Here is a 24,527-nt window from a genome sequence, read left to right as displayed (position 1 = left end):
TTAAAATTTAAATAATTAACAATTTTGTTGTTTTTTTGTTTAAACAATATAAATCAAAAGTTATGGTAAAAAACTTCTTTATGGTGCTGTTTCTATTATTAGGGACTTCACATTTTATGAGTGCACAACAAGTAACAGGTAGCGTTTCTGACGATTCTGGACCAATACCAGGAGCCTCTGTTATTGTAAAGGGAACCACCAATGGTACAACTACAGATTTTGATGGTAATTATACTATTGATGCCAATGCTGGTGATGTTTTGATATATTCATATGTTGGATATGAAGAACAAGAAGCAACAGTTAGTGGTAATGTAATGAATATTACACTGCAGTCTGGAGTTTCTCTAGATGAAGTTATTCTTGTAGGTAACAGAGCAAAACCAAGGTCTATTTTAGATTCACCAGTTCCAATAGATAATATTGGTGTTGAAGAATTAAAGAATACAGGACAGCCAACAGTAGATAAGATGTTAACGTATATGGTGCCATCTTTTAACTCTACAACGCAATCTATCTCTGATGGAACGGCTCATTTTGATCCAGCAGATTTACGTGGATTAGGTCCAAGTAGAACTTTGGTGTTAGTGAACGGAAAACGTAAAAATCAGAGTGCTTTAGTATATATTAATGATACGCCTGGTAAAGGTGAAGTTGGTGTAGATTTAAAAAGTGTACCAGCTGCAGCAATAGAACGTATAGAGGTTTTAAGAGATGGAGCTTCTGCACAATATGGTTCTGATGCCATTGCGGGAGTAATAAACATGGTATTAAAAAAAGGGGTAGAGTTTACCACTGTTAGTACAAAAGCAGGAGTAACTACTGAAGGAGATGGCTTTAATTTTGGAGCAGATTTAAACACTTCTATTGGTTTAGGTAAAGAGGGGAGTTATTTGAATTTCACTATTGGTTATTACCAACAAGAAAAAACAAACCGTGCTGGAACACCAGGAAAAGATGATTTGTTTGGAGTACAAGCAGATGATGCAACTTTTGGAGATTGGTTATCAGCAAATCCAGATTTAGGAATGACTATTGGGCAACCGGAAATGAAAATAATGGATATTTTTGTTAATGCAGGAGTGCCTATTGGTAATAAAGGAGCGGAGTTTTATACGTTTGGAGGATTGACATACAGAACAGGTAAGAGTTTTGCTTTATACCGTACACCTTACTGGGTTACAGATCCTCATAATTTATTACATGAAGCTGGAACAGAATATCAAGGTTTTCAACCAACATTTGAAACAGATGTTAGAGATAACAATATGACAGCAGGTTTTAAATGGGATTTACTAGGATTTAAAGTCGATTTAAGTGGTACTTATGGTAGAAACGCAGTGAATTATGAGGTAGGTAATACCTTAAATATAGACTTAGGAGCAAATAGTCCAACCTCTTTTGATGTTGGTGCATATACTTTTAGTAATACACTGGCTAATCTTGATTTAAGTAAAGAAATTGGAAAGTTTGTAGTTTCTTTTGGAGCAGAAGTAAAAGGAGAACGTTTTACAGCTAAAGCAGGAGAGTGGGCTTCTTATTATAATCCGTCAGGATCTGGAGGAGCACAATCTTTTCCAGGATTACAACCTAATAACGCTGTAAGTGCAACTAGAGATAATTATGGTGTTTATGGTGCCTTAGACTGGGAGCCAACGGAAAAACTGTTAATTGGTGGAGCTGTTCGTTATGAGGATTTTAGCGATTTTGGTGACAATACTTCTTGGAAATTACACGGTCGTTATTCTTTAGGAGAAAAAGGAGCAATAAGAGCATCTTATGGAACAGGATTTAGAGCGCCTTCATTACATCAAATTTATTTAAGTAATGTACAAACGCTAGTTTCTGGAGGTTCTATCTCTAATCAAGGGACTTTTAATAACGTAGATCCTATAATTAGAGATGGTTTAGGTGTACCGCAATTAACAGCAGAAACTTCTAAAAATATTTCTGCTGGAATCACATTCAAACCGGTAAATAATTTATCGCTATCTCTAGATTTTTACAATGTAAAAGTAGATAATAGAGTATTATTTACAAATGAAATTGGTTTTGATGACATTGCAAGTGACACCAATCCTGTAGAACAGATATTGATAGATAACTCTATTACAAGTTTAAAATTCTTTGTTAATGCAGTAAATACCAATACTACAGGAGTAGATTTAGTTGCTAATTATAGAAATATAGAATTAGGAAGTGGAAAATTGGGAGCAACATTAGCAGCCAATTTTAATAATACAGATATTGATGGTAAGATTGATACGCCAGCTTTACTTGAGGCTAATGGATATGATATGTTTAATAGAAAAGAACAAGCTAGAATTCTATCTGCAAGACCAAAAACAAAAGTATTATTAGGTTTTGACTATGAATTAAACAAATGGAACTTTGCCTTAAATAATACTTATTTTGGAGAAGTAACTTGGCAACATGCTACAGATGCAAGTAAAGACCAGACGTTTGCTGGAAAAGTAATTACAGATTTAATTTTCGGTTATGCATTTAGTGATCGTCTTTCGGCATCCATATCTGTTACCAACTTATTAGATGTGTATCCAGATGAAATAGAAACAGGAGGTGATGTAGTTACAGATCTTGGAGGTAGATTTAAATATCCTTGGGAAGTAAATCAATTTGGGACTAACGGAACAACTATTAGTGGAGGACTGAATTTTAAATTTTAAAAGTAGATACGATTTTTTAAATCAATAAAAAAAGCCAGAGAGGTAACCCTTTCTGGCTTTTTTGTTTTAAAAAAATACAGATGAATTATATTTGGTTTATTATCATTTTTATTGTGGTTATTTCTTTTTTTATGTGTAAAATTTGAAAATAACATAAATAATTAGTAATTTTTGTTGTTATTTAGTAGTAACTAATAAAAAACCAAAAATTATGATTAAAAACTACCTAGTGGCAATGATGCTTTTCTTTGGATCTTCTCAAATCATTGCACAACAGCAAATTACCGGAAATGTTTCGGATGATACTGGACCTATTCCAGGAGCTTCTGTGATTGTAAAAGGAACTACAACAGGAACCACCACAGATTTTGATGGTAATTACACCATTGAAGCAAACAATGGGGATGCATTATTATTCTCTTATGTTGGTTATGATGAAAAAGAAGTAATTGTAACCGGAAAGGTAATGAATGTGACTTTAGTCTCAGGAGTTGCTTTAGATGAAGTTGTATTGGTTGGATCAAGAAGAGCAGGAAGGACTGTTTTAGATTCTCCTGTACCTATTGATGTTATTGATGTTAAAGAAATAGCGTCGTTAGGAGCGCAAACAACAGTAAATGAAATTTTAAATTATGTGGCGCCTTCCTTTACATCTAATGCGCAAACGGTTTCCGATGGAACAGATCACGTAGATCCAGCTTCATTAAGAGGATTAGGTCCCGATCAAGTATTAGTTTTAATTAATGGGAAAAGACGTCATAAATCTTCTTTAGTGAATGTAAATGGTACCGTTGGTACGGGAACAGTAGGTACAGATATGAATTCTATTCCTTCTTCTGCAATTTCAAAAATAGAAGTATTACGCGATGGTGCTGCTGCACAATATGGATCAGATGCTATTGCTGGTGTAATTAATATTGTATTAAAAAAAGCAACTAACGAGTTAACTTTAAATGTGAATAGTGGAGCCAATATTAGTCAGCATGCAGAGCAATATGACGAAGGCGGTATCGATGGTGAGAAATTTCAAATTGATGCCAACTATGGTGTAGATTTAGGTAAGAACGGTGGTTATATTAACTTTACTGGTTCTTTAGAAAATAGAGGTGCAACCAATAGAAGTGATGCTATGGGACAACCAATATATACCATGTTTGATGTTGCAGCTAGAAACTTAGGTTATGATGAAGCTTATAATATGAATCCTAGTGCGTTAGCAAATTATGTTGCAGGTTTAGATCCAACTTTACAAGCGGTTTATGATGCAGGTGTTGCTAATGGGGATTCATATTTAGATATAATCGCATCAGATGGAGCTACTTTTGGTGGAGATACTTCTAACCCTGCACCAATATCTGAATATGAATTAGCACAAAGAGGTCTTACTCGTGATGATTTTAGAATGAAAGTCGGACAATCAAAACTTCGTGGTGGAAAATTCATGATGAATATGGAATTACCATTAGATGATAATGGTGCTACACTTTATTCTTTTGGAGGTATTAGTTTTAGAGATGGTTTAGGAGCTGGATTTTTTAGAAGACCAGCATATACAGATGGTAGAGGTAATCAAGAGGCATTGCCAAATGGTTTTTTACCACATATAGCATCTAAAATTATAGATAAGTCTTTTGCTGCAGGTATAAAAGGTAAAATTGGTGATTGGGATGTAGATTTCTCTAATACTTATGGAACTAATAGTTTCGATTTTACGATTGAAAACACCGTTAATGCAACTTTAGGGACATCTTCTCCTAGAGAGTTTGAAGCAGGAGGTTTCTCTTTTGCGCAAAACACTACTAATTTAGATATTTCTAAATTTTATGAAGATACTTTTTCAGGGTTTAACGTCGCTTTTGGTGCCGAGTATAGAGTAGAGAACTATCAAGAAATAGCAGGTGAAGAAGCTTCTTGGGCAAGTTATGATCTTAATGGTCAAATTGTAACAGGAACTACACCAGACGCGGATTTAGTAACTAGTTATTTTGGAAATGTTGTTCCCGGTGGAGCGCAAGTTTTTCCAGGATATAGACCAGAAAACGAGGTGAATCAAAACAGAAATAGTTATGCTGGTTATCTAGATTTAGAGGCAGATATTACAGAAGCTTTTTTAATAAGTACTGCTTTTAGATATGAAAATTACAATGATTTTGGAGATACCTTTAACTGGAAATTAGCTAGTAAATACAAGTTCTCCGATAACTTTGCAGTAAGAGCTGCGTATAGTACAGGTTTTAGAGCGCCAGATTTACATCAAATTTATTTTAATGCAACTGCAACACAATTTGTTGGAGGAATACCAATAGAGCAAGGTACTTTTTCAAACAATAGTAGATTAGCGCAATTGCTAGAAATACCAAGCTTAAAAGAAGAAACTTCTAAAAACTTTAGTTTAGGTTTTACCGCTAAATTACCAGACTTAGGTTTAAAATTTACAATTGATGGCTATATAGTACAAATAGAAGATAGAGTAGGATTAACTAGAAGTTATGGGCCAATTGATGATAATGAAGATAGTGTTATAGATGAAAATGATGAATCACAACAAGCATTTAATGATGCATCTGCTACTGCTGCTAAATTTTTCACCAATGGATTTGATTTAGATAATAAAGGGGTAGATTTAGTAATTGCACACAACATGTCTTTAGGAGATGCAAAATTAACAAACAACCTTTCTGCTACTTTTAGAAAAGTGGAAGTTAAAAATGTAAGAGAAATTCTTGGCGAAGAGATTTTAGACGAAACCTTAAAAGGGTATATTGAAGATGCTATGCCAAGAACTAAAATAAACTTAACGAATACGTATAAACGTGAAAAATGGAGTGCTATGCTTCGTAATGTGTACTTTGGTTCTGTGAATGATCCAGACTTTAGAGGTACAGCAACACCTGTAGAATATGGTGCTAAAATTATAACCGACTTAACAGCTTCTTATGATTTATTCGATAATTTAAGAATTACCGCTGGGGCTAATAATTTATTTGATATATATCCAGACGAAGTACCTTTTGAGGGATCTCAATATGGAGACCAATTTATTTTCTCTCGTAGAACTTCTCAATTCGGATTTAATGGCCGTTATGTATTTGGTAGATTAACCTTCACTATAAAATAAAAAATTATGAAAAATAAAAAATCAATTTATAAACTATTCTTACTACTTGCTGTCGTGTTTGTAGTAAGTTGTGATGATAGTGATGACGTGAATGATGTTGTCTCTAATGCAAATACAGTACAAGGAAACTCTGTTTTTATTGAAACAGATGATGTAAGTGAAGGAATCTTTACCTTGACAGGGTTAAATGCTGCAGATGAAATAAATATATCGGTAAACCAAGCGATTGCTGCTAATTTAACTCCTGGTTTTACAGTCTATAATTATGCAGATAGTTCTACAGCTGTTTTAGGTACAGATTATACTATTAGTGTAACTGATATTGCAGCAGGAAGTATGAATAGTACTGCGCAAATTACTTTTTTAACCGACGGAATTTATGAAGTTGTTTTAGATACTTCTTCAGATGCTTCTGTAGATGCAGCAGGAAATAGCAGGTTTTTCTCAACAGACTCCGGAAGCTATAGAGCTGTATTAACTTGGACAGATGCGACTGTGGATTTAGATATGGATTTAGATTTAATGACAGAAGATTGGCAGTGGGGTTTTGTAACATTCGATTCTAGTAGTTCTAGTACTGCCGTAGATTTATCAGAAACAGTAGAGTTGTTAAGTGTCGCAGGACAAGGTAATTTAGCTTTATGGTTTTGGGGAAATAATAATACTGCTGTAGATTATAAAATTCAGCTTTTTGATGTTGAAACAGCGCTCCAAGTTGGAGATGATTATTTAGGTACTTTTCCTGCAGCAACAAATGCTTGGAGATTATGGTTTTCTTTAGGGGCAGATGGAGATGGAAATTCTTCTATTATTGAAGTATTTGAAGAAGATCCGGCACTTTAATACATTACAGGTGTTTTATTAAAATCAAAAAAATCCGAAGCTTCTGCTTCGGATTTTTTATTTCTTCTATTGTTGGTTTTCTAATCTTCAGTAATAGCAACCGCAGTATTACTTCTATTTCGTAACCACATTTTAAATCTTGTTACTAAGTAGAATAAAATAGGTACTACAATTAGTGTTAAGAAAGTTGCAATGAATAAACCATAAATTACTGTCCAAGCTAATGGACCCCAAAATACTACGTTATCTCCTCCCATATAAATATGCGGATTAAACTCACTGAATAAAGTAAAGAAGTTAATGTTTAAACCAATTGCTAAAGGAATTAAACCTAGTATAGTAGTAATTGCTGTTAATAATACAGGACGTAAACGTGCTTTTCCTGCTCTAACAATACTTTCAAATAGATCATCTTCTTCTAAGTAATCTTCTTTATCCAGATTTAAATCATGCTTTTTTCTATCAATTAGTAGTTGTGCATAATCGAGCAGTACTACACCATTATTTACTACAATTCCAGCTAGTGATATAATACCAACCATCGTCATCATAATAACAAAGGCACTTCCTGTAATAACAATTCCACCAAATACACCAATGAAACTCAAGAAAATAGCCAACATAATAATGGTTGGTTTTGAAATGGAGTTAAATTGAAAAATTAGAATAAAGAAAATTAATCCTAATCCAGTAAAGAAAGCACCAACTAAGAAAGTCATTTGTTTGTTCTGTTCTTCAATTTGTCCGGTATAATCTATTTTAACATTTTTTGGTAAACCTTCATAGTTTTTCATTTCATTTTGCACTTGTGCAACAATTACTCCAGCATCGGTAAAACCAGGAGAAAGTGCAGAATAAACAGTAACTACACGCTTAGTGTCTTTATGTTTAATAGCATTGAAACCAGAATTGTTTTCATATTTTGTAACCGCAGAAACAGGTACACTTTTTAACTGACCAGTATTATCTCTAAAAGTGATGTTCTGATTAAATAGTGCACTTGTGTTATATCTAATGTCTTCATTAAAACGAACATAAATATCAAAATCATCACCATCTTCTTTATAGATTCCGGCTTTAGATCCAAAAATAGAATTACGTAATTGTTGTCCTACTTGTAATGCGCTAACACCCAGTTCTCCTGCTTTTTCACGATCTACAGTAACACGCATGGTTGGCTTGTCTTTGTTCACGTTAATTTTAAGCTCATCAATACCAGGAATGTTTTTAGTATTAATAAACTCACGCATGTTTTCTGCTACAGCAATTAACTCATTATAATCATCTCCTTCAATCTCAATGTTAATTGGCGATCCAGCTGGTGGTCCGTTAACATCTTTTTCCACAGAAATTAAAACACCAGGATAAATCCCTACTAATGAAGATTGCACTTTTTGTCTTAGCAACTCACTATCTTCTCCTCTACGGAATTTATATTCTCGCATAGAAGCTGTAATCTTTGCTTTATGTGGCGTTTCTGCTGCAGATCCCATATCTGTTTGGGCATTTCCAGCACCAGCACCAACTTGTGATACAGCACTTTCTACCATGAAGTTATGGCCGTTGTCCATATATTGCGAGCTGTTTAAAACAGTTACAACGTGCTTTTCTATTTCTTTAGTTATCGCATTTGTTTTTTCAATTGCTGTACCTTCCGGATATTCTATATAAACAATAATTTGATTCGGTTTATTATCTGGAAAGAACTCTACTTTAGTTCGTTGGGAGCTTAATGAAGCTCCAAAGGCTACAAAAGCAAGTATTAATAAAGCAAAAGTACCAGCCGTTAATACATAAGGTTTCCACCCAGAAAGCGCCCAACGTAATTTTTTCTCATACCAACGCTCTAATCTAACCAGCGTTTTTGTTTGAAAATTATTCGCCCACTTACGTATAAACCATCTGTAAAACCATAGCATGATAGCAGTAAAAATCATTAATGTTCCTAATCCTCTGTACGCACCACCAAAAAGTAAAATAAGTACACCAAGGATTGCAATAATACTTGTAGTTTTAATAATTTGCTTTAATGGCATGTCCTTGTCTTCAATACTCATGAATTGAGAAACTAAAACAGAGTTAAAGAAAATAGCAACAAATAGAGAAGATCCTAAAACTACAGAAAGTGTAATTGGTAAGATCATCATGAAATCTCCCATAATTCCTGGCCATAAACCTAAAGGTATAAATGCTGCAACCGTAGTCGCTGTAGATATAATAATAGGAAAGGCAATCTCGCTAATTCCTTTTTTAGCCGCTTCAATTCTACCCATGCCTTCTTCATCCATAAGCCTGTACACATTTTCAACAACTACAATCCCGTTATCTACCAGCATACCAAGTCCCATGATTAACCCAAAAAGAACCATAGTATTTAAACTGTGCCCTAGAAGGTTTAATATCATTAACGACATAAACATAGACATAGGAATTGCAAACCCAACAAAAATGGCATTTTTAAATCCTAAAAAGAACATTAAAACGGTAACTACTAAGATAATTCCGAAAATAATATTGTTTACCAAATCATCTACTTGACCAATGGTTTTTGGCGATTGATCATTAGTAATAGTTACTTCTAAGTCTTGTGGAAATATATTGTCTTTCGCTTCTTGAACAATTAACTGTACTTGTTCTGCAGCCGCTACCATGTTTTTACCTGCACGTTTTTTTACGTCCAGCATTACCACAGGCTTTTCAAACTCTCTGGCAAATGTGTTTTTGTCTTCTTCTTTAAAAGTAACGGTTCCAATATCTTTCAGGTAGATGGCGTTACCATTTTCTGCTTTTACAACAAAGTTGTTCAGTTCGGTAGGTTTTTCTATTTCACCTATTATTCTAATGGTACGACGTTGTCCACTAGTGATTAAATTACCTGCAGACATGGTAACATTACCATTTTTTATGGCGCCAATAACATCATTAAAAGTTACGTCGGCAGCCATCATTTTATAAATGTCTACAGCAACTTCTACTTCTTTTTCTTGAGCACCACGAATATCTGCTTTTTTAATTTCTTGAATATCTTCAATTTCATCTTGAAGGTATTCTGCAAAATCTTTTAATTTTTCAACAGGATAATCACCAGAAATATTAATATTAAGAATTGGCATTTCTTCCGATAGACTTAAATCAAAAACATCCGGTTCTACTTTAGCATCATTAAAAGTAGGCCAATCTTCACCAGAAGTTTCGGTGTCTATTTCGTCTTTAACTTTTTGTTTTGCTTGCTCTACAGTAATGTCTTCATCAAACTCTACCACTACCATCGAGTAATCTTCCTGTGATGTTGAGGTGATTTCAACCACATTACTAACCGATTTTAATCGATCTTCTAGAGGGTCTGTGATCAGTTTCTCTATGTCTTCGGCAGTATTTCCAGGAAACACAGAACTTACATATATCTTCGTTTCATTTACTTCAGGGAAATTTTCTCTTGGCATACTAAAAAAAGCAGTGATACCAATGTAAAAAATAACAGCAATAAGCACATACATGGTAGTCTTATTGTTAATTGCCCAAGAGGATAAACCAAACTCCTTCTCTACATTTTTTTTCTTTTTTGTCATTGTCTTTGGTTTAGTAATTTATTACTTTAACAGTTTGACCATCTTTTACACTTCGTGCGCCTTCTTTAATCAGTTCTGCATCATTTTCAATACCTTCTAAAACTTCAATGACATCTCCTTGAGTTCTCCCTGTTTTGATAATAATTTTCTTGGCAACCCCTTCTTTGTTTGCGTTCTTATCGTTTACTACATAAACGTATTGCTCTCCTTCTGCGTTTTCAGAAATGATACTTTGCGGAATTAATAGCGCTTCTTCGTTAGTGTAGTCGTTAATTTTAAGCTTCGCAGTTAAATTAGGTTTTATGGTTTTGTCTTTATTAGGAATAGCAACTTCTATTTTAAATGTGCGGTTAGACGGATTGATAAAATCTCCTGCTTGGCGGATTGTAGTTTCTATCGTTTTTCCTAAAATCGGAAACTCTGCAGTCACATCTTTACCTTTTACAACGTTTGCAATGTATGCTTCTGGAACATCGGTTTCAATGTACATGTCGTCTAGATTAATAATTCTAATTAATTGCGATTGGCCAGCAGCAACAACACTACCTTGCTCTGTAATTACATCGTCTATAGTTCCTGTAAAAGGAGCTTTTACATTTGTTTTACCTAATTGTTGTTGTAATTGATTTACAGCCTGGGTTTGTGCATCGTAGTTAGATTTTGCTTGTAAATACTGAATTTCGCTTCCAATTTTTTGTTTCCAAAGTCTTTCTTGACGCTCAAAAGTAGTTTTTGCTAAATCTACTTGAATTTGCAATTGTGCTACTTGTTGACTTAATCCACCATCATCAATTTTAGCAAGTAATTGTCCTTTGGTTACTTTCTGTCCTTCTTTAACATATACCTTAGTAAGTATACCGTTGTACTCTGGATAGATTACAATTAGATTTTTTGTAGTTACATTTCCTTGTATTTCTAATACGTGTTTAAACACTTCATGTTTTGCTGTAAAAGTGGTTATTAATGGCACTTTTTTAACCGTATCTAATTTTGAAATAGCTTCGTCTAATACTGTAATTTTATCATGAATTACTTTTTGCTCATCAACTAATTCTGTTCTTTTTGTTCTTATTTTTTCTAAGTTTTCAGTAGCTAAAATGTTTTCTACAGAGTTTTTCTTTTTTTCACCTCCGCAAGAGACAATTAAAAGCGTAAGAATTAAGATGGAATATATATTTTTCATTATAAAGTGTTTTCTGGTTGTTTTAGTTTTTTGGTATTTCGTTTAAAACAGTCTCAAGTTCTGCTTTGGTATTTATTACATTTAGCATGGCTTGTAATAATTCTTGCTGTGCTGTATATAACTGTGTTTGTGCTTGACGTAAATCAAAACTAGAGGAAATACCTTCAAAAAATTTGGTTTGATTTTTTTGTTCAATGCGTTCTGCTAAGTTTAGATTAGAAGTCTTGTTTTCATAATCTTCCATTGCAAATTGGTAATCGCTTTTTGCTGCAGCGATTTGTAGTTTTAATTGTTGTTGTGTTTCTGTTAAATCGTCTTGGGCTTTTTCAAGATTTACTTTCGCTCTTTGTGTAGAAGCGCTTCGCATACCAGAACTAAATATTGGAATGTTTAAGCTTACACCAAATAAAGAAGAACCAAACCATTTTTGGTCGCTATTTGCAAAATGAAACTTTTCATTATATGCGGCATAGCCTCCATTTATAAAAGCATCTAAAGTTGGTAAAGCTTTACTTTTCTCCAGTTTAAGTAATAACTCTTTTGCTACTTTGTCGTTTTCAGCAATTTTGAAGTCTATGTTGTTTTCTATATTTTCATCGGCTTCTAATAGGCTTGTAACCGAATGATAATTCGCTAAACCACTAAGATTTTCTGTTAACTTAGAATCTGTATTTACATCTAGTCCAAGTGTGATATTAAACATTTGGTAGGCTAGTTTCTTAAGTCTTTCGGTATTTTTTAACTGACTTTCAACTCCCGAAAGGGTAATTTGTAATTGCTCTACACTTTCTTCTTCCTCTAAACCGTTTTCATAGATTTTAGTGATTTCGAAAATATTTTTTTCTAAAACACTAATGTTTCTGTTTAAAACAGAAAGGCTTTCTTCGGCTAGCAATACATTTCCGTAGGCGTTAATCACAGCTTTACGGACTTCCAAATCTGTTTTTTCTTTAGCGTTTTTAGAAATTTCTAAATACACTTTAGCAGATTGTAGTCCTACTAGATAAGAACCATCAAATAGTTTTTGAGTTAATGTAGCTGTCGCTGTTGTGCTTTGTTTTGTGCTAAAATTAACAGGAACAAATGTGCCAGGTGTTCCTCCTGTTAGTTCGGCAGGAAGTAAAGTGACTTGCTGTTTAATCCAGTTTTGGTAATCTACAGATGCGTTTAACTGTGGCAAACCAGATGCTGTGGTTTCCCATTTTTGTAATTCTGCTGCCTTAATATCTCGAACGGCGTTTTTTGCTGTTCTATTATTTTCTAAAGCATAATCTATTGCTTCTTGTAAACTAAATTGCATAGTCGTTTCTTGCGAAAAAATAGCAGTACTTATTAAGAAAAATAGAAGTGTGATACTTTTTTTCATTGGATTTTATGATTGATTGGTTTTAATAAATTTGTGTAATGTTAGTAGTCCATTTTCATTGCAAATAGCTCTTAAGTGATATTCTAGGTAGCTCTCCATTAGGTAATCCATGGTGAATCTATCCAATGGGAAAATGTTTTCATCCTTAATTCCTGTCATACCATTAAAGTACATTCTAGAAATAAAATCTACATCTATGTTTTCTCTAAATAAGCCGGTATCTACACCTTTTTGTATACTGTCTTTTACAGAGACATACATTTTCTCAAATTGCTTCATTTGTAAACTTTGAAAAATTTGAGGATAGTACTTTTTTAATTGAAACTGTGGGGATGTTTTTTCGTCTTTTAAATAATTCATCACATACATTTTAATGTCGTATAATTCCTCAATAGGATTGTGTGATGCATCACAAATACAATCTATTCCGCCACAAACGTTTTCAAGCATATTTGTTGTGGTAGCTTCAATCAATTTCGTTTTATTATCAAAATGTTGATATATCGTTTTTTTAGATATACCTAATGCGTTAGCTATATCATCCATAGTGACACTCTTAAAACCTAAGGTTAAGAATAGCTCGCCGGACTTATGTATAATTTTTTCTCTCATAATTGGATGCAAATGTACGTCAGGAAACTTTAAAAACAAAAATAGTTTCCAAAGTTTTAATCATTTTTTAACATTAACAAAAAGAATGCCTTTATTTTTTTATAATTCTCTTATTTTTGCGGGATGCAAAATATTTCATTTTATCAAGAAGCATTTGTTTCCTATTTAGAGAAATTTGTTTCCAAGCGAGAACCAGAATCACTTTATGATCCTATTCATTATATTTTACAATTAGGAGGTAAAAGATTACGTCCTGTATTAACTTTAATGACTGCTGATATTTTTAATGGCGATCATAAAAAAGCTTTAGATGCCGCCTTAAGTATTGAGGTGTTTCATAATTTTTCATTGGTTCATGATGATATTATGGATGATGCTCCTTTACGTAGAGGAAAAGAAACGGTGCATGAAAAATGGAATATAAACACAGGGATTCTATCTGGAGATGCGATGCTTATTTTAGCATATCAACTTTTTGAAAACTATGATCCAAAGACCTTTCAAGCACTTGCAAAGCTTTTTAGTAAAACAGCGTTACAGGTTTGCGAAGGGCAACAATATGATATTGATTTTGAAACTCGTGATGATGTTACCATTCCAGAGTATTTAAAAATGATTGAATACAAAACTGCAGTTTTGGTTGGTGCGGCAATGCAAATGGGAGCCATTGTAGCCGAAGCAACAGAAGAAGATCAAGCTGTAATTTACCAATTTGGTAAAAACTTAGGAATAGCATTCCAATTACAAGATGATTATTTAGATGCCTTTGGTGATCCGGAAACTTTTGGTAAACAGGTTGGTGGTGATATTATTGAAAACAAAAAAACATACTTGTATTTAAAAGCATTAGAATTTTCTTCGGAAGAAGATCAAGTGCAACTGCAACATTTGTTTAGTATAAATCCTACGGATGCTTCCGATAAAATTGAAGCTACAAAAGAAGTTTTTATTACTAGTGGTTCTGCTGAAGCTACAAAACAAGCCATTGAAACATATACCAACAAAGCGTTTTCTGTTTTAGAAACTTTACATATTTCCGAAGAAAGCAAAAACGAATTAATACAGTTTGGTAAACAATTAATGAATAGAAGTGTATAATTAAATTTTTATGTTTCCACGAAGATGGAAATCTGTTTTATGAATCTACCTACCACTTTTAATGATTTAATTGAAGAAGCAAATAGCCTTCAGCTTTATAAAAAACTAATAAAACAGCTTAATAAAGATTTTCTGTTTGCTAATATTGACTTAGATTTTGAAGAAGAAATTCTTCCAACTAGCTTGAAATTAATGCTTCATGAAACGGTTTACAGACTCATACAAGAAAAATTTGCAGAGTATTTAAACCTATTGTACATCATAGATGTGCCAGAAAAACAAGTGAAAGCATTAAACGGAAACGACACGGTGCAACTAGCCGAAGAAGTTTCGTTTTTAATTTTAAAACGCGAATGGCAAAAAGTGTGGTTTAAAAATAAGTATAGTTAAACCTCCTTGATTTTTAAGCTGTGTTTAAAAATAGACTCTCACAAAAGGAGCCCAAGAACTTGCATAAACACTTTTATCTTCCTTATAAAGTAAATCATATTTTACGCCAATAGTGACGTTTTGTGTTCTATAACCAGCACCTACAAAAAGGGCAGGCGACCAGTAGTTATCATCTTTTAATAGGGCGCTATCAAAATTCCGACTCACATTATTTTGCTCCAATTCTGCAGAAAGTTGTATTTCGTTTAAAGGATTATACAAGCCAATTAAGCTTCCGCCAATAATAGTAGATTTAAAAGCATCTTTTCTGCTAAAATAAGAGCCACTTATGCCAATACCTAAAGCAAAAGCATTATCAAATTGATAAATAGCACTTGGCGCTAATGTTGCGCTAAAAGTTTTATTTCCAGTGCTTAATCCAATTCCGCCTCCAAATCGAACTTTTTGCCAAAAAGCACTTTTTTGCTTCATATTATCTTCTTGTGCTTTTACAGATGTAGCAACAAAACACGAAAACACTAAAAAAACAATAATTTTTTTGGAGAAAAGATGGAATAAAGTCATAATTATATAAAATGTTAAATTAGAATGTTATAAATATACTAAAACTGCATCTAATTTTAGTAAAAGTTGTATTTTTGAAGAAATTTTGTTGAAGCTAGATTCTCTCAAAAAATATAATGGATAAATATTCCTTTTTAAACGCAGCACATACAGCATACTTTGCTGATCTTTACGACCAATATTTAAAAAACCCAGACTCTGTTGAGCCTAGTTGGAGAGCCTTTTTTCAAGGTTACGATTTTGGTTCTGAATCTTTTGGAACAGAAGGGGAAACTGTGGAAGCAGTTTCGACACAAATTCCCGAGAACCTTCAAAAAGAGTTTCAGGTAGTAAAGTTAATCGATGGTTACAGAACCAGAGGTCACCTTTTTACAGCAACCAATCCCGTTCGTGCAAGACGAAAGTACGCACCAACATTAGAAATTGAAAATTTCGGATTATCAGTATCTGATTTAGATACCGTTTTTAATGCAGGAGAAATCCTAGGAATTGGCGTGCAATCACTTCGTGAAATACGTAAACATTTAGAAGCAATTTATTGCAACTCTATTGGTGTAGAGTATATGTATATTAGAAATCCAGAGCGTATGCAATGGATTCAAAACAAGTTAAATGTTAATGACAATCAGCCGAGTTTTTCTGCCGATGAAAAAAAACATATACTTAAAAAACTAAACGAAGCCGTTTCTTTTGAAAGCTTTTTGCATACCAAATATGTTGGTCAAAAACGTTTTTCTTTAGAAGGTGGAGAATCTTTAATTCCAGCATTGGATGCTTTAATTGAAAAAGCTTCCGAATATGATGTGAAAGAATTTGTAATGGGAATGGCGCATCGTGGTCGTTTAAGTACACTTACAAATATCTTTGGAAAATCTGCAAAAGACATCTTTAGTGAGTTTGATGGTAAAGATTATGAACAAGAAGTTTTTGATGGCGATGTAAAGTATCATTTAGGTTGGACTAGTGATAGAGTTACAGACGCAGGAAAAAGAATAAACTTAAATATAGCACCAAACCCTTCGCATTTAGAAACGGTTGGCGCTGTAGTAGAAGGAATAACAAGAGCAAAGCAAGACGATAAGTACCCAGAGAACCCATCACAAGTATTACCAATTGTTGTACATGGTGATGCTGCAATTGCAGGACAAGGTTTGGTGTATGAAATTGTACAAATGGCACAATTAGATGGTTACAAAACAAATGGAACCATTCATATTGTTGTAAATAACCAAATTGGTTTTACAACTAATTATTTAGACGCAAGATCTAGTACATATTGTACAGATGTTGCTAAAGTAACCTTATCTCCAGTACTTCATGTGAATGCAGATGATGCAGAAGCTGTAGTGCACGCGGTTTTATTCGCCCTTCATTTTAGAATGAAATTTAAACGTGATGTCTTTATTGATCTATTAGGCTATAGAAAATATGGACATAACGAAGGGGATGAACCAAAGTTTACACAACCTTTATTATACAAAGCAATTTCAAAACATAGAAATCCTAGAGATCTTTATGCTGAAAAATTAATTGCAGAAGGTATTATAGATAATACACATGTTGCTAAATTAGAAGCAGACTATAAAAATTCTTTAGAGGAAAAATTAGAAGATTCTCGTAAAATAAAGAATACAGAGATTACACCATTTATGAGTAATGAATGGGTGAATTATTCTCCTGCACAAGAAGATGAAATGATGCAGCCAGTAGATACTTCTTATGCTACAGAAGGATTAGCTAAAATCACGAAAGTACTATCTAACCTTCCAAAGGATAAAAAGTTTATTCGTAAAATTTCTAGACTAATCGAATCAAGACAAACGATGTTTGACGAAAACCGATTAGATTGGGCAATGGCAGAACATTTAGCGTATGGAACCCTTTTAGAAGAAGGTTACGATGTTAGAATTTCTGGTCAAGATGTAGAAAGAGGAACTTTCTCTCACAGACATGCCGTTGTAAAAGTAGAAGACAGTGAAGAAGAAATTATATTACACAATGACTTAAGCGATACACAAGGACGCTTTTTTATATACAACTCACTATTATCAGAATATGGTGTTGTAGGTTTCGATTATGGTTATGCCATGGCAAGTCCACAAACCTTAACCATTTGGGAAGCACAATTTGGAGACTTTAGTAATGGAGCACAAATTATGTTAGACCAATATATAACAGCAGCAGAAGATAAGTGGAAGTTGCAAAATGGTTTAGTAATGTTGTTGCCACATGGTTACGAAGGTCAAGGAGCAGAACACTCTTCGGCACGTATGGAACGTTACCTTCAAATGTGTGCAAAAGACAATATGTTTGTAGTAGATTGTACTACACCTGCAAATATGTACCATTTGTTACGTAAGCAAATGAAAGCGAATTTCAGAAAACCATTAATTGTATTTACACCAAAAAGTTTATTACGTCATCCATTGGTAGTATCTAGTGTAGATGAAATGGCAAACGGAAGTTTCCAAATGCTAATAGATGATCCAAAAGCAAAAGCAGAACAAGTAAAAACATTAGTTTTTGTTACCGGAAAGTTCTATTATGATTTATTAGAAGAACAAGGAAATTTAGAAAGAGAAGACATTGCTTTAGTACGTATAGAGCAATTATTCCCTCTACCGGTAGAAGATATTCGTAAAGTATTAGGCAAATATAAAAATGCAGACGATATCGTTTGGGCACAAGAAGAACCAAGAAATATGGGAGCTTATAGTCACATGTTAATGCATTTAGACGAGGCTAAGACTTTTAGAGCAGCAAGCAGAAGACCTTATGGAGCACCAGCAGCTGGTAGTTCGGTACGATCTAAAAAACGTCATCAAGAAGTAATTGATTTCGTGTTTGATAAAACAAAAAATAATCAACGATAATATAAAATAAAATTATAGCGCATGATTTTAGAAATGAAAGTTCCTTCACCAGGAGAATCTATTACAGAAGTAGAAATAGCAACATGGTTAGTTGAAGAAGGTGATTATGTAGAAAAAGACCAAGCTATTGCAGAAGTAGATAGTGACAAAGCAACCTTAGAATTGCCTGCTGAAGCTAGCGGAACAATTACTTTTAAAGCGGAAGAAGGAGATGCTGTCGCTGTTGGAGCAGTAGTATGTTTAATAGATACAAGTGCTGCAAAACCAGAAGGTGGAGCTGCACCAAAAGCAGAAACAAAAGCGGAAGCTCCTAAAGTAGAAGCGCCAAAAGTGGAAACGCCTAAAGCGGATACTTATGCAACAGGAACAGCAAGTCCTGCAGCAAAAAAGATTTTAGCAGAAAAAGGTATGCAAGCATCTGCGGTTACTGGAACAGGAAAAGATGGTAGAGTAACTAAGGAAGATGCAGTGCAAGCGGTCCCTTCTATGGGAACACCAACAGGTGCAAATAGAGGTTCTTCTAAAAGTAAAATGTCTATGTTACGTCGTAAAGTAGCAGAACGTTTAGTAGAAGTAAAAAACACTACTGCAATGTTAACTACGTTTAACGAAGTTAATATGACTCCAATTTTTGCATTGCGTAATGAATATAAAGAAGCCTTTAAAGCAAAACACAGCGTTGGTTTAGGTTTTATGAGTTTCTTTTCACTAGCAGTAGTAAGAGCATTAAAAATGTATCCTGCAGTAAACTCTATGATTGACGGGAAAGAAATGCTAACCTATGATTTTGTAGATATTTCAATTGCAGTTTCAGGACCAAAAGGACTTATGGTTCCTGTGATTAGGAATGCGGAGAATTTATCTTTCAGAGGTATTGAATCGGAAGTAAAGCGTTTAGCACTTCGTGCAAGAGACGGTCAAATTACTGTAGATGAAATGACGGGTGGTACATTTACCATTACTAATGGAGGTGTTTTTGGAAGTATGTTATCTACGCCAATTATTAATCCACCACAAAGTGGAATTTTAGGAATGCATAATATTATTGAAAGACCAATTGCCGTAGATGGTAAAGTAGAAATACACCCAATGATGTATTTAGCATTATCTTATGATCATAGAATTATTGATGGTAAAGAATCTGTTGGTTTCTTAGTAGCTATTAAAGAAGCGCTAGAAAACCCAGTAGAGTTATTAATGAATAACGATATTAAGAAGGCTTTAGAAATGTAAAAGTTTTAAAGTCTATAAATAAAAAAGCGCGATATCCCTAAAATCGCGCTTTTTTTGGTTTAAATAATTATACTAAAACTAAAAGAAATTTACATAAATGTTTACTAGTATTATTGTAATAACTAATACAACTAAACCAGCAATAAGAAGTTTGTGTGTGAAATTTAGATTGTTTTCCATTTCTAGAGTGTTTTCCATACCTTTTTAATTTAAACCCTGCAGCGTATAATTCTGCAGAGTGTTGAGTTTCCTCTTTATAAGTGATTGATTAATAGCTCTGTAAATATAGCACACATAAAGCATAAATAAAATACGTATAACTACGTATTTTTAAAAATTCATTTTTGTATTTTTTTTCTTACAAAAACACCTTAAAGCACTTATAGTGTGATGATTAGGTGTTATTTTGAGTAAAAAACGTAAGAATTTAGATTTTTGTGCATATAGTAGGAGGAGCTAAAAGCAAGCTTTTTAAATCAAAGAAATTATAAGGATTAAGGAAATGCTATAGCTGTAAAAAGCGAAAACTCCACATTATAATAATGTAGAGTTTTCATGCAAAAATAATTTTCCCTAAAAACTAATTAATAGCATACCGTAAAGATAAGTTATGTTCTTGATATAAAAAATACGTAGTTCTACGTATTTTTTAAGAAATAATAAGGTATAAAATAAAAAGGCTCCAGCTTAATTAAAAACTAGAGCCTTTTACAATTCTCCCTAAAGAACCGATTAATAGCATGGTAAAGGTATATTATGTTTATGACATATGAAATACGTAGTTCTACGTATTTTTCACGAAACAACCTGTTGTAAAAAAAAGGCTCTAGCTTGGTTAAAACTAGAGCCTTTAACAATTCTCTTTAAAGAACCGATTAATAGCACTGCAAAGATATAGTATGTTTAGGATATATGAAACACGTAGATATACGTGTTTTTTAAGAAATAGTAGGATATAAAATAAAAAAGGCTCTAACTTAATTAAAAACTAGAGCCTTTTACAATTCTCCCTAAGAACTGATTAATAGCACTGTAAAGATATAATATGTTTGTGATATAAAAAATACGTAGTTCTACGTATTTTTCTAGAAATTATGCGAGGTAAAAAATAAAAGGCTCTAGTTTTAATTAAAACTAGAGCCTTTAACAATTCTCCCTAAGAACTGAATTAATAGCTCTGTAAAGATATAATATGTTTGTGATATAAAAAATACGTAGTTCTACGTATTTTTAAAAGTTGTCTTTATTTAGATTTGCCCAAATGGATAAAGCTGTTGGTTTGTTATCTAGGTTTAACTTGGCTACTATATTAGAACGATGTTTTTCAATGGTTCTAACCGAAATAAAAAGTTTATCTGCTATTTGTTGGCTAGTCATATTTTCTGCTATAAATAGTACAACTCTTCTTTCCGATTTAGTAAGTTTTTCAAGTACGCTTGTACCTACAGTACATTCCGATTTGTTAAGGTAGTCTGCAATTTCTTCACTAAAATAAGGCTCATCCATTTCTACATGTGCGATACATGTTTCAATTTCTTCAATGGCAAACTCTTTTAAAATATAACCATAAATACCAAGGGATTTTGCTTTATCAAAAATCTCTTCCTCTTTATCAAACGTGATTAAGATTATTTTGGTTTCCAGATTGTTTTTCTTGCATTTTTCAGCAACCTCCAAACCTGTCATGTAAGGCATTCGTATGTCTAAAAGGGCAATGTCTGGTTTTTCTTTAACAATAAGATTGTAAGCCGCTTGTCCGTCTGGAGCACTTCCTAAGATATTAAAACCTTTAGAGGTCAAAAAATCTTGAATGCCACGAAGCATTAAAGGATGATCGTCTGCTATTATTATAGAAGTGTTCATTAATCAAGAGGGAGTAATAGTTGCTATTACACGTAAATGTAAGAAAATTGTTTTGTTATTTAGGGCTTTTTCAAATACAAATATTTCTTTTCGTAATCTATGATCGCTTTTCCCTTTTTTAATATATCTGCACCAATAATTCCATCTACCGGTTTTGCATTATGCGTAGTGAGTGCAGTATTGACATGTGTAAGGTTAAATAATATAAGTGCTGTTTTTTCGTTTTTCCAACGACCGATCTTTATTTTATTTTTTTTAGAAATTTGCGTTAACATATTTGTAGCGCCAGCACCAGCTGCTTTAATTTTAGAATCTTTCACCTTAAGGCTAAAAGTTTCTATGGCTTCAAAACCAACGCAGGAGTTAGATGCTCCTGTATCTAAAATAAAAAGGCCTTTAGTACCATTTATAGAGGCTTTAACTTCAAAATGATTGGTTTTAGTAAGCTTGAGCTTTATTTTTAAATACTCCTGTTTCTCTAAAAACTCTTGTAAAGTTTTCATTAATTTTTTCTGTTTAATTTGAGGAATAAAAATACGAGTAATCCTATTAAAAACAAGCCAATAATACTATATAATAAGAAAGATGTTTCAGTTTTAGGCGTTACACTACCATAATAAACAAAAGCACTCCAGTAATAAGGTGATTTTTTAATGTTCGCTATTTTGTCATTATTTAAGTATTCTAGTTTTGAAGTGTTGTTTGCAATAAATTCGGAATCATATTTATGGTAGTTTTTATAAAACGAAGTCATAATTTGTGAGGTAGACAAATCATTGATTTGCCATAGCGAAAACAAAACACTATTTGCTCCAGCATATTGAAAACCTCTAGCAATACTTAATGCGCCTTCGCCTTTTTGTAAAGCACCAACTCCGGTTTCGCAAGCACTTAAAACAACCAAGTTTACATTCATGTTTAAACCATACAATTCGTTAATGTTTAAGGTTTCATCATAAAATTCTATACTTGCAGGTTCGTTAAAATCACCACTTTTTGCATGTGTGGATAAATGGAGTATAGCATAGTTAGACGCTTTACTAATAAAACTACTTTTGGTTGCCTGCTCTTTTAAAAGAAGCGCAGTATCCATAATGTTTTCTATGTTTTCGGCTTCCTCTTTAGAGTATATTAATTCTTGATTGGTATCTTCAAAAACCGGAAATACACCAAGAACTTTTTGGTTTTTTTGTGTATTTACTTCATTCAGATATAAAGAAGTGTTGGCATTGTAAACGAGTTTGTGTTTTTTTACCAAAAAGGGCATCATAGCATAAGAAGTGCTTTCTGTTTCGCTAGTTAATAAAGCATCGAACGGAATAAAATTTAATTTGCTATCGGGAATAAGTATCACATTTTCTTTATCTGAAAAATCTTCTAGTAAAAGTGTTTTGTATAGCGAAAAGGCATCTTTTGTAAACTTCGGGATGTCATTATTTATGGTAGCGCTTTTCTGAAAGTAATTCACAAACCTAGTAATCAAGTCCTTGGTTTCTTCCTTTAATGCTATACGATTAAAGCGTGCTGTTTTGCTAGAAAATATAAACTGATAGATGTGGTGCTTGCCATAGAAATATTCGACTAAAACCGCATTGTCTTCTGTTAGTTTCTCTTTTAACCTTTTAAAATGAATAGTCTTTTCTTTTTTGTGGACTGCATATTTGTTATCTATGGTAGTGTTTAGCTTTTTTAAAGCAATACTAATGGCGTTAAGCTCTTGTCTTAATGTGTTTTTATCTTCAGCTGAAGCATTGTTAATAGGTGTTTTTATTAATTTATTGGTAAGCTGTTCTTCTTGCTTAATCAGCGAATTCTGTTTAAGTAATAAGCTGTCTGTTGGGTGAAGTTGAAGTAATGTATTTTTGTTTTTAATATCTTTTAAAATGCTTGCTTTCTGACTTTCAGCATAATTAAAAGCACGTTCTGTGTAGTTTGCAGCATTTGTGGTTTGTAATTGGTATAAGATATTTAAACATTTTTCGCTTCGTACTCTGTTGGCATAAAGATTAATAAGTTGCCCTTTTTGGGAAGTAATATTTTTTTCGATCAAAGACGAAGCATGGAAACTTAAATCGTAATACGCTAAAGCTTTTTCAGGACTCGTTTGCAATTCGGCTAATAAATCAAAAATATCGATAAAGGTGTTTTCTGGATATAGTGCGTCTTTGTTCGGTAGTTTTTTATCTTCTAATCCTGGAAGCAATGTTTTTAAAGCAGCATGTACCAGTTTATTTGCTTGTAACGTGTCTTGTAATAAAAAGTAAAGCTGTCCTTCTTGAAAAGCTAATTTGGCAAAGTCTCTAGATGAGGTTAGACTTCTTGATTTTTGGTTTATTATTTTATTTAAGTTTTTTTGCGCTACTTTATAATCTTTGTTTTTTAATGCTTGCTCGTATTTTAAAGTAATATCTATTTCCGATTCTTTATTAAAACTATTAGAAGTTATACCTCCTTTGTCTATAATGATGATGTCCTTATTTAAAAATAAAGCACTTCTTGATTTTAAGGTTTTTAGTCTTCTTAACTGATAGGCTTTTATGTCTTTAAACTGTAAACCTTTATTTGCTGTTTCATTCGCTAACGTATAGCTACCAATAGATTGATATAGATTCGCAAGGTTTATGGTTCCTGCTATTTTTTGGTGGTTGTTGTTTTGCTTTTCGGCAAGAAAGATATATTGCTTGATAATGTTTTCTGCATTCGCATAATCTTTTGTTTTGTGATATAATGTACCTAACGGAATTAAACAATACTCCGTAATATCATAATCGTAAACCTGATGCTTTTTGTATAAGGTCCACGCTTTTTCATAGGTTGTAATTGCTTGTTGCTGTTTATTAGATTTGTCTAAATAATAGGCTTTATTGGCTAGTAAGTTTATGAATGCAAAATAGGCATCGTTGGTAGTTATTTGATTTTCAAAAACACTAATTTTCTCATTCAGCTGAAGCAAAGAAGCTTCCGTTTTACTTGCATTAAAAGCTTCCGTTGCATCATAAATTGCATTTTCAAGATCTTGAGAAAAAATATTTCCGAAGACAAAAAAACAAAGAATGAAGATGTATTTATTCATTTTAAAATTTAAAAATTACTTAAGTAGGAATGTATTGCTTAAAGAATCTTAGACT

15 protein-coding genes are annotated in these 24,527 nt (G+C 32.9%); 7 read left to right on the top strand and 8 right to left on the bottom strand.

The genetic code is table 11. The annotated features are described in order from the left end of the window. Positions 1 to 80 precede the first annotated feature (80 nt). The 3 genes from AMD28_RS09335 to AMD28_RS09325 all read left to right on the top strand — a co-directional run bounded on the left by AMD28_RS09335 (position 81) and on the right by AMD28_RS09325 (position 6,648). Positions 81 to 2,687: a TonB-dependent receptor gene (locus tag AMD28_RS09335; protein WP_241492475.1), complete on the top strand. Its 2,607-nt coding sequence runs from the start codon at positions 81 to 83 to the stop codon at positions 2,685 to 2,687. A gap of 211 nt (positions 2,688 to 2,898) precedes the next feature. Further along, complete coding sequence (locus AMD28_RS09330; protein ID WP_055443865.1) at positions 2,899 to 5,805, top strand: TonB-dependent receptor; 2,907 nt, start codon at positions 2,899 to 2,901, stop codon at positions 5,803 to 5,805. Between the two features lie 6 nt (positions 5,806 to 5,811). After that, positions 5,812 to 6,648 (top strand): hypothetical protein, encoded by an 837-nt coding sequence (locus AMD28_RS09325; RefSeq protein ID WP_055443864.1) that lies wholly within the window; start codon positions 5,812 to 5,814, stop codon positions 6,646 to 6,648. 80 nt (positions 6,649 to 6,728) lie between these two features. Here AMD28_RS09325 and AMD28_RS09320 read toward each other — a convergent pair whose 3' ends face one another. The 4 genes from AMD28_RS09320 to AMD28_RS09305 are packed head-to-tail and all read right to left on the bottom strand — an operon-like array spanning position 6,729 to position 13,378. Beyond that, positions 6,729 to 10,217 (bottom strand): efflux RND transporter permease subunit, encoded by a 3,489-nt coding sequence (locus AMD28_RS09320; RefSeq protein WP_055443863.1) that lies wholly within the window; start codon positions 10,215 to 10,217, stop codon positions 6,729 to 6,731. A gap of 10 nt (positions 10,218 to 10,227) precedes the next feature. After that, positions 10,228 to 11,400, bottom strand: a complete 1,173-nt coding sequence (locus AMD28_RS09315) for an efflux RND transporter periplasmic adaptor subunit (RefSeq protein WP_055443862.1) — start codon at positions 11,398 to 11,400, stop codon at positions 10,228 to 10,230. A 22-nt stretch (positions 11,401 to 11,422) separates the two neighbouring features. After that, positions 11,423 to 12,766, bottom strand: a complete 1,344-nt coding sequence (locus AMD28_RS09310) for a TolC family protein (protein WP_055443861.1) — start codon at positions 12,764 to 12,766, stop codon at positions 11,423 to 11,425. A gap of 6 nt (positions 12,767 to 12,772) precedes the next feature. After that, a complete protein-coding gene (locus AMD28_RS09305; protein WP_055443860.1) occupies positions 12,773 to 13,378 on the bottom strand; it encodes a TetR/AcrR family transcriptional regulator in 606 nt (201 codons plus the stop codon). A 123-nt stretch (positions 13,379 to 13,501) separates the two neighbouring features. Between AMD28_RS09305 and AMD28_RS09300 the strand changes: the two genes are divergently transcribed. Together AMD28_RS09300 and AMD28_RS09295 are read left to right on the top strand one after the other, a co-directional pair. Then, positions 13,502 to 14,476, top strand: a complete 975-nt coding sequence (locus AMD28_RS09300; RefSeq protein WP_055443859.1) for a polyprenyl synthetase family protein — start codon at positions 13,502 to 13,504, stop codon at positions 14,474 to 14,476. 39 nt (positions 14,477 to 14,515) lie between these two features. Then, entirely contained in the window at positions 14,516 to 14,866 is a 351-nt protein-coding gene (locus AMD28_RS09295) for a hypothetical protein (protein WP_055443858.1), read from the top strand. Between the two features lie 24 nt (positions 14,867 to 14,890). Here AMD28_RS09295 and AMD28_RS09290 read toward each other — a convergent pair whose 3' ends face one another. Continuing rightward, on the bottom strand, positions 14,891 to 15,430 hold the full coding sequence (locus AMD28_RS09290) for a hypothetical protein (protein ID WP_055443857.1): 540 nt from the start codon (positions 15,428 to 15,430) through the stop codon (positions 14,891 to 14,893). A 116-nt stretch (positions 15,431 to 15,546) separates the two neighbouring features. Between AMD28_RS09290 and AMD28_RS09285 the strand changes: the two genes are divergently transcribed. Then, entirely contained in the window at positions 15,547 to 18,303 is a 2,757-nt protein-coding gene (locus AMD28_RS09285; RefSeq protein WP_055443856.1) for a 2-oxoglutarate dehydrogenase E1 component, read from the top strand. Between the two features lie 21 nt (positions 18,304 to 18,324). After that, complete coding sequence (odhB, locus tag AMD28_RS09280) at positions 18,325 to 19,536, top strand: 2-oxoglutarate dehydrogenase complex dihydrolipoyllysine-residue succinyltransferase (protein ID WP_055443855.1); 1,212 nt, start codon at positions 18,325 to 18,327, stop codon at positions 19,534 to 19,536. A gap of 1,230 nt (positions 19,537 to 20,766) precedes the next feature. Here odhB and AMD28_RS09275 read toward each other — a convergent pair. Genes AMD28_RS09275 through AMD28_RS09265 form a run of 3 tightly spaced genes read right to left on the bottom strand, consistent with a single transcriptional unit; the run spans position 20,767 to position 24,472 of the window. Beyond that, positions 20,767 to 21,399 carry a response regulator gene (locus AMD28_RS09275; protein WP_055443854.1) on the bottom strand — a complete coding sequence of 211 codons (633 nt, stop codon included), beginning with the start codon at positions 21,397 to 21,399 and terminating at the stop codon, positions 20,767 to 20,769. A gap of 59 nt (positions 21,400 to 21,458) precedes the next feature. Further along, positions 21,459 to 21,902: a retropepsin-like aspartic protease gene (locus AMD28_RS09270; RefSeq protein WP_055443853.1), complete on the bottom strand. Its 444-nt coding sequence runs from the start codon at positions 21,900 to 21,902 to the stop codon at positions 21,459 to 21,461. Next, positions 21,902 to 24,472, bottom strand: coding sequence for a CHAT domain-containing protein (locus tag AMD28_RS09265; protein WP_055443852.1), 2,571 nt, complete (start codon positions 24,470 to 24,472; stop codon positions 21,902 to 21,904). The genes AMD28_RS09270 and AMD28_RS09265 overlap by 1 nt, the downstream gene beginning before the upstream one ends. Positions 24,473 to 24,527: the final 55 nt, after the last annotated feature.

Source organism: Lacinutrix himadriensis (genome assembly GCF_001418105.1).
Lineage (GTDB): Bacteria > Bacteroidota > Bacteroidia > Flavobacteriales > Flavobacteriaceae > Oceanihabitans > Oceanihabitans himadriense.
Note: the sequence above shows the minus strand (reverse complement) of the source record. Positions and strands in the feature narration are given on the sequence as shown.